The 6,800-nt window shown below is 58.8% G+C and carries 6 protein-coding genes; 5 read left to right on the top strand and 1 reads right to left on the bottom strand.

Annotated features, from left to right (window positions below; translation table 11 throughout):
• The coding region (locus AMA01_RS01250; RefSeq protein ID WP_067846148.1) for an MFS transporter at positions 1 to 938 on the top strand (938 nt) is incomplete at its 5' end.
• Positions 939 to 972: 34 nt separating this feature from the next.
• Here the strand turns inward: AMA01_RS01250 and AMA01_RS01245 are convergent.
• On the bottom strand, positions 973 to 2,292 hold the full coding sequence (locus tag AMA01_RS01245; RefSeq protein ID WP_067846055.1) for an MBL fold metallo-hydrolase: 1,320 nt from the start codon (positions 2,290 to 2,292) through the stop codon (positions 973 to 975).
• Positions 2,293 to 2,489: 197 nt separating this feature from the next.
• Between AMA01_RS01245 and AMA01_RS01240 the strand changes: the two genes are divergently transcribed.
• The 4 genes from AMA01_RS01240 (at position 2,490) to AMA01_RS01225 (ending at position 6,707) form a co-directional block, all read left to right on the top strand.
• Entirely contained in the window at positions 2,490 to 3,374 is an 885-nt protein-coding gene (locus tag AMA01_RS01240; RefSeq protein WP_067846052.1) for a carbohydrate ABC transporter permease, read from the top strand.
• Positions 3,375 to 3,387: 13 nt separating this feature from the next.
• On the top strand, positions 3,388 to 4,194 hold the full coding sequence (locus tag AMA01_RS01235) for a carbohydrate ABC transporter permease (RefSeq protein WP_067846049.1): 807 nt from the start codon (positions 3,388 to 3,390) through the stop codon (positions 4,192 to 4,194).
• A gap of 53 nt (positions 4,195 to 4,247) precedes the next feature.
• Positions 4,248 to 5,546, top strand: a complete 1,299-nt coding sequence (locus AMA01_RS01230) for an ABC transporter substrate-binding protein (RefSeq protein WP_231862764.1) — start codon at positions 4,248 to 4,250, stop codon at positions 5,544 to 5,546.
• Positions 5,547 to 5,723: 177 nt separating this feature from the next.
• Complete coding sequence (locus AMA01_RS01225) at positions 5,724 to 6,707, top strand: aromatic ring-hydroxylating oxygenase subunit alpha (protein ID WP_067846044.1); 984 nt, start codon at positions 5,724 to 5,726, stop codon at positions 6,705 to 6,707.
• Positions 6,708 to 6,800: the final 93 nt, after the last annotated feature.

Genomic DNA, 6,800 nt, shown 5'->3' with positions numbered 1-6,800 from the left:
AAAGGGCTCCCTCTTCTGTCCTCCAATTCGCGGTGGGCCTGATGCCGACGTTTTGGACCCTCGTCGCCGCCCGCGCCCTGGAAGGATTTGCGCTGGCTGGGCTGCCCGCCGTCGCCATGACGTATCTCAGCGAGGAAATGGACAGCGCAAGCCTCGGCTTCGCCATGGGCCTCTACATCAGCGGAAACACGCTCGGAGGACTGTTGGGGCGCGTCCTCATTGGCGTCGCGTCCGATCATACCTCGTGGCGCATCGGCATGATGATGTTTGGCGGTGTCAGTTTGATCCTCAGCGCCTATGTTGCGTGGTCGCTGCCGGCATCGCGACACTTTGTTCCAAGAAGGAATGGCGTCTCAGACATCCTGTCCCGCTTTGGGCACGCGGTCAAGCGACCGGAACTTGATGCGCTGTATCTCGTTGGTGGCCTGTTGATGGGCGGCTTCGTTTCTCTTTACACCTACATGGGGTTTCGTCTCGCTCGCGCGCCGTACCATCTGTCCACTTCGGTCATCGGCCTTCTCTTCTTCGCCTATCTTGCGGGCACGTTCAGCTCATCATTCATGGGGAACCTGGCGGATCGAATCGGGCGCCATCGCGTGCTGCCGCTGAACATCGCCATCATGGCGGCAGGCGCGATCGTCACCTGCGCGCGAGATCTCGCCGCGATTGTCCTCGGGATGGTGATTTTCACATTTGGCTTCTTTGGGGCGCATTCCACCGCCTCATCGAGCGTCGGCAGCCTGGGCGGCGCACAACGAGCCCAAGCTTCAGCTTTATATCTTTTCTGCTATTATGTAGGCTCAAGCGTTATCGGTTCCTTGGGTGGCTTGTTCTGGACGGACATGGGCTGGCGCGGCGTGATCGGCATGATCTTGGCCGCGCAGGTGCTGGCGAGCGCAGCCTTTCTTTTCGCAAGACGAAAATTGCGCGCGGCGTGATGGGCCAGGCGAGTCGGACTGCCTGGCCTGCCGTTTACGCGCGGGTTGCCATGGACGCGGCTGCCAGCAGATCGGACAGCGTGTAGTCCACGCGCTCGTCCGGCAAAACGCGCGGGATACCGTGCGCCACCACGCGCTCCGGATGAAACGAGTGGATCGGCAGATAGACGCGTGGGCGGATGTCTGCGACAACCTGTTCGATCTCGCCGAGCGCCGCGTGGCCGCTCGTACCTATCGATCGGAAGCTCACCCCGAAGTGAGCCAGCCACCGCTGGAGATTGTCCCAGGCCGGATCGAACGGGCCAAGGGGGGCGCCGTTGGAGTGGATGTACAGGCCGTTTGCGGCGAGGCCGAGATCGATCAGGCGCCACAGCTTGTCGTACGCGAGTTCTGCCGCGAACCCGCTCGGCGCCGTTCGCACGTCCACCGCGCGAACGAGCGGAAGATGCGCGGCTTCGACCCATTGCCGGACGGGATCCGGCAGGTCATCGTCCGCCCACACGCGCACGCCCTCAGGCAATCCATTCGCGAATTGGGAGGCCACGTAGAGCGTCCGCGCCTCGAACACGGGCGTGCGTCCCGCCGCTTGGGCGGCGCGGGCAAACGCGAGAACGCGCTCGGGATGGCGCGGGTACGCGTTGAAGTACACCATGCGCGCCTCACTCGATATCGCATCCACAATCAATTGCACAAGTTCTTGCTCCGTCACTTGCGGGCGCGCCTCGTCTCCGGCCCGCGTTCCCTCCACCAGCAGCACGTCTGGCTCGAACAAGCGCGCCTTCTCGACAAACGCGCGTGAAATCTCGGGCCGCCATCCGTGAAACCTCAGGTCCCCACTGTACACGAGCCGCAGATCTGGCGCGGTGATGAAGATAGCAGCCGCACCTGGCGTGTCGTGATCGACAGGGACGAACTGAAATTGCAAATCGCCGACTCGTTGCCACGTCTCGACTTCGACGCCCGTCACTCGGAGAGGCGGTTGGTCTTCAATCTCGGCTTCCGAGATAAGCTTCAAGATTTTACAGGTCTCTTTCGTCGAAAATACCGAGATTTCATTTGCCATATACGGCAAAAGAGCGGTATGATCCAAGTGATTATGGCTTATGCAGATCGATAGATTCTCCTGTCGCTCGATTTGATAAAGCTCAGGAATATCCGGAAGAATGCCGACCGCTCGAAGATCGGCCGTCGAGCGCGGGCGCAAGGAACCAGAAAACATCGGCGATGCTGGGCGAACCACGTGCCCCATGTCGAACACGATTTGGGCGGAGGCCGTCTTCACACGGCAGATGGTTCCACCGATGGTGCGCGTTCCCCCGAAAAACGTGATGCGCGTTGACTTGTCCACACTCATCGCTCCCTTATGCAGGCTCGGTCGCAGCCGAGCATTACAGAATACCACATGAAAGGAGCTGAGAACATACTTCGATTTTGAATTTATGTGAAGTTCCCTTTACTCAATCTTCACTTGATCTGTCCGATGGATGCGATGACAATGTCGGTGGAGTGGAAGCTGAGGCATGACATGCTTCATTTGAGAGGGATTACGCGATGACACTGAAGGCACGAAGAACCTTCACGGCGTACATGATGCTCGTTCCAACGCTGATCCTCGTGGCTGTATTCACCCTGTATCCAATCCTTGAATCCTTTGTAATCAGTTTTTTTCACTGGGACATGATCAGCCCCCACAAGCAGTTCGTGGGCTTGCAAAACTACCTCCAGATTTTTGAGGACCCACTGTTTCACCGCGCGGTGATCAATACGCTTCTGTTTGTGATCCTGTATGTGCCTATTGTGATGGCCTTGGGATTGGCCGTGGCGCTCCTGCTGAACGCCAGAATTCGCTTCAGGGCGTTTTTCAGAACCGCCATCTTCCTTCCCTACGTGACGTCCATCGCAGCGACCGGAATCATATGGCAGTGGATCTTCAACGGCCAATTCGGTTTGTTAAACGACCTCCTGCGTCAAATCGGTATCCAAGGTCCAGACTGGCTGAACACGCCCCAGGACACGATGATCTGCCTGGTGACGCTGAGCGTATGGCAGAGCTTGGGCTATGTATCGGTCCTCTTTCTCGCAGGCCTGCAGAACATCAGCCGTGAGTACTATGAAGCCGCACGCGTCGACGGCGCGCATGGCTGGCGCCTCTTCCGTCACGTCACATGGCCACTTCTCTCCCCTACGACCTTCTTCGTTCTTCTGATGAGCACCATAGAGGCCTTCAAGGTGTTCCTACCTGTATACGTCCTCTATGGCGCGACTGACGGCCCCAACGACAGCGGTCTAACCATGCTGTATTACATGTTTACCGAAGGCTTCAGCGATTATCGGATGGGCTACGCAAGCGCATCTGCCTACATTCTGTTTGTCATCATCCTCGCGTGCACGCTCCTGCAGATGACGTTGCAGCGACGCGTCCACTACGAGTCCTGACGGAGGAGCAAGCATGCGAAAGCTACTCGTTTATGCAGCCCTTCTTGTGGTCACGCTGTTCGTCCTTGGGCCGTTCATCTGGATGATATCGACATCGCTCAAACCGGCCGGCGAAGTGCTCTCGGCGACGCCTTCCCTGTGGCCTCACCCGTTCGAATGGAGCAATTACTCGACCGCGTGGAAGTCGGCGCCCTTCGGCCGCTACTTTTTGAACAGCCTGCTCATTTCGGGCGTGGAAACCGCGTTTGACCTGACCTTTGGCGCAATGGCTGCGTACGCGTTTGCACGACTTGAATTTGTCGGCAAGCGAACGCTGTTCCTCGCGCTCCTGGCGACGCTCATGGTGCCCGGAGAACTGTTGCTCATTCCGAATTACATCACGGTGGCCAAGCTCCATTGGGTGAGCACTTATCAGGGCATCATCGTTCCGTGGCTGGTGAGTGTGTTCACCATTTTTCTCATGCGACAATTCTTTCTCTCCATGCCGAGTGAGATTTTCGAAGCCGCCGAGTTGGACGGGCTGCATCCCGTGCGCACACTCTTTCAAATCGTCATGCCGCTCACGAAGCCCGTCTGGATTACGGCAGGGCTGATCAAGTTCATTGGCAGTTGGAACTCGTTTCTCTGGGTGGTTGTGGTATCAAATTCCCAGTCCTTGGACACGGTACCCGTGGGTCTGATGAACTTCACGTCGGACGTAGGGACCGAGTACAACCAGCTAATGGCCGCTGCGACTTTTTGCATGGTTCCGCTCGCCATCGTGTTCCTCGTGGGACAGCGGTACTTTGTGGAAGGCATCGCGCGCAGCGGCATTAGATAAAATTTTTGTTCATCGAAAGGAGAGGTCATGTGAATCACAAAAGAAGGACTCTTATGGCGACAGCGACTGCGGTGGTGATGTGCACCTTGATGGCCACCGGCTGCGGCGACGAGGAGACAGGGGGTGGAGGCGGGGTCCCCATGACGAAGTCCGCCAATTCCTCTGGACAAGCCGCAAGTACCGCGCAGCCCGTGACCATCACCTTTGAGGAATCTATGCCTGGCAAACTCGGCTCTGAGCTCCAGAAGTTGACGAACGAGTTTGAGAAGCAGAATCCGAATGTCCATGTCCAGCTCATCTTCAATGGCTCGTATAGCACATTGGAGCAGAAGTTGACGGCCGCCATCGCCTCCAACACTGAGCCGACGGTCGCCCAGGTTGAAGAGACGTGGGAGACGAACTACGTGCAGAATGGGCTGATTGAGCCCTTGGACTCCGTCATTCCCAAGTCCACGCAGAACGACCTGATCCCGATTTGGCGACAGGACTCGTCGTACAACGGCAAGTTGATGTCCGTACCCTTCAACAAATCTGCCTACGTCCTGTACTACAACGTGGACGACTTGAAGAAAGCCGGGATTTCTTCACCGCCAACAACTTGGAACCAGCTTGAACAGGATGCCATCAAGATTCAAAAGAAAGAAGGCATTCCGGGCCTCGGCCTGCAGGGCAACTACTACACCTTTGAGATGCTTTTAAAACAGGCAGGAGGCCAGATCCTCAACGCTTCGAACACCAAGGCGGCCTTCAACAGCTCAGCGGGTCTCGCAGCACTCGATTTCATGAAACGCCTGGTGGATGAACACGCGGCGAAGGTCATCGGCGCTAACGAATACCTGTCCGACGGCTTCAACACGAACGAGTACGCGATGGATCTCGATACCGTGGCTGCGATGTCGTTCATCAACAATCCGAACATTCATTGGAAAGTTGCGCCGCTGCCAAAAGGCGCGACGTACGCCGTCCCCACGGCTGGTCTGAATCTGGTCATTTTCAATGCGGCAACACCGGCACAAAAGGCCGCGGCGGCCAAGTACCTGAACTTCCTCATTTCTGTGCCATCGACCATCGAGTGGGCGGAACAGACGGGCTATCTCCCGGTCCGCCAGAGCGTGCTCACCAACCCGGCGTGGACGAGCTACATCAAGACGCACCCGAATCAGGGGGTCGCTCCCAACGAGCTGAAGTACGCCTACTTCTCCCCCCGACTCGCGTCGCTCTACTCCGCGGAGCAGGAGATGACCACGCAGATTGGCAACATGCTTGCGGGTCGTCAGACGCCACAAGTCACCCTGCAGAATATGGCGAACATCACGAATAACGCTCTCGCGCAGGGAAACTCGGGCCAGTGACCCGACTTTCGAGAAGCAGGCGGCCGATTGTGGGCCGCCTGCTGTCATATGGGGCGCCTTGCGCCATGGAGGATGCGACCGGTGCTCCTCCGTGGTTTGAAAGACCTTGCATAATAAACCGACTGGTATATATAATTTATATCATACGCTTTGATGGAGAAGTGGAGGCGCTGTCCGATGGCAGACCGCAAAAATCCGGCTCCGAGCGAAGATGGCGTATTCCCCGCCACGTGGTACGCGGTCTGTTTCTCCGCCCAGATCACGCGCCGCAGGCCGCTTGCCGCGCGCGTCGCCGGGCGCGATCTCGTCCTGTTTCGCGATGCATCAGGGCGTGTTCACGCCCTCAGCCGCTACTGCACGCACCGGGGCGCGGATCTCGCGCTCGGCCGCGTGGAAGGCGCGCACCTCGCGTGTGCCTACCACGGATGGCAGTTCTGCGGCGACGGCCGCTGCATCCAAATACCCGCGCATCCGGATCGACCCATTCCAGACTTCGCCCACACGCGCGCCTATGCCACGTGCGAGTTAGCCGGCATGACCTGGGTCTACCTCGGCGGCGAAGCGCGTCCGCCGGAGCTGCGCGTGTTCTCGGAACTCACGGACGGGTCCTATCGACTGGTGCCGTATGAAGATATGTGGCAGGCACACCTCACCCGCGTCGTGGAGAGCGTGCTCGACGTCGCCCACCTGGCATTCGTTCATCGCAAAACCATCGGGCGCCGCACGCCGGCCGCCATCCCACGCCTGTCGTTTGAAACGGACGGCGGTGATCGCATCCTCATTCGCAACGGCGGCGGCGTGCTGGAATATTGGTTTCCGCAGATGTGGGTCCTGCGCCCTTCCGAAGGAAGGGGCGGCTTTCTCAACTTCGTGACCTTCACACCCGTCGACGAGGGGACCACGCGCATCCTCGGCTACGCTGGCCGCACCTTCGCGCGATCCGTCCCTGGCATGGACGCCCTATTTCGGCGCTACAGCCTGCGCGTGCTGCGCGAGGACCAGCGCGTGGTCGAAAGCCAACACCCAAGACCCATCCCTGAAGCGCTTCGGATGGAGGCGCACGTGCCGGCCGATGCGCCGCAGGTCCGCTTCCGCCATCGCTGGTATCGGTTTCTGACGGGGGATGAGCCACGCGTCACGGTCGAACATTCCGATTCCTAAGGCCATCGTGCTCTGAACGGTGAGCCGGGTTCCACCTCAGGGCGCCGGGCAGTCCATCTCGCGCGTTGCGCAATGCGATAGTCCGGCGCCCAC

The organism is Alicyclobacillus mali NBRC 102425 (assembly GCF_001570745.1).
Classification (GTDB): domain Bacteria; phylum Bacillota; class Bacilli; order Alicyclobacillales; family Alicyclobacillaceae; genus Alicyclobacillus; species Alicyclobacillus mali.
The sequence above is the reverse complement of the archived record's forward strand: the minus strand, read 5'-3'. Positions and strand labels throughout refer to the sequence as shown.

What these genes read in the sequence shown, in the direction of transcription:
- AMA01_RS01245 (WP_067846055.1), bottom strand. Translation starts at nt 2,292, where the DNA reads ATGAGTGTGGACAAGTCAACGCGCATCACGTTTTTCGGGGGAACGCGC.
- AMA01_RS01240 (WP_067846052.1), top strand. Translation starts at nt 2,490, where the DNA reads ATGACACTGAAGGCACGAAGAACCTTCACGGCGTACATGATGCTCGTT.
- AMA01_RS01235 (WP_067846049.1), top strand. Translation starts at nt 3,388, where the DNA reads ATGCGAAAGCTACTCGTTTATGCAGCCCTTCTTGTGGTCACGCTGTTC.
- AMA01_RS01230 (WP_231862764.1), top strand. Translation starts at nt 4,248, where the DNA reads ATGGCGACAGCGACTGCGGTGGTGATGTGCACCTTGATGGCCACCGGC.
- AMA01_RS01225 (WP_067846044.1), top strand. Translation starts at nt 5,724, where the DNA reads ATGGCAGACCGCAAAAATCCGGCTCCGAGCGAAGATGGCGTATTCCCC.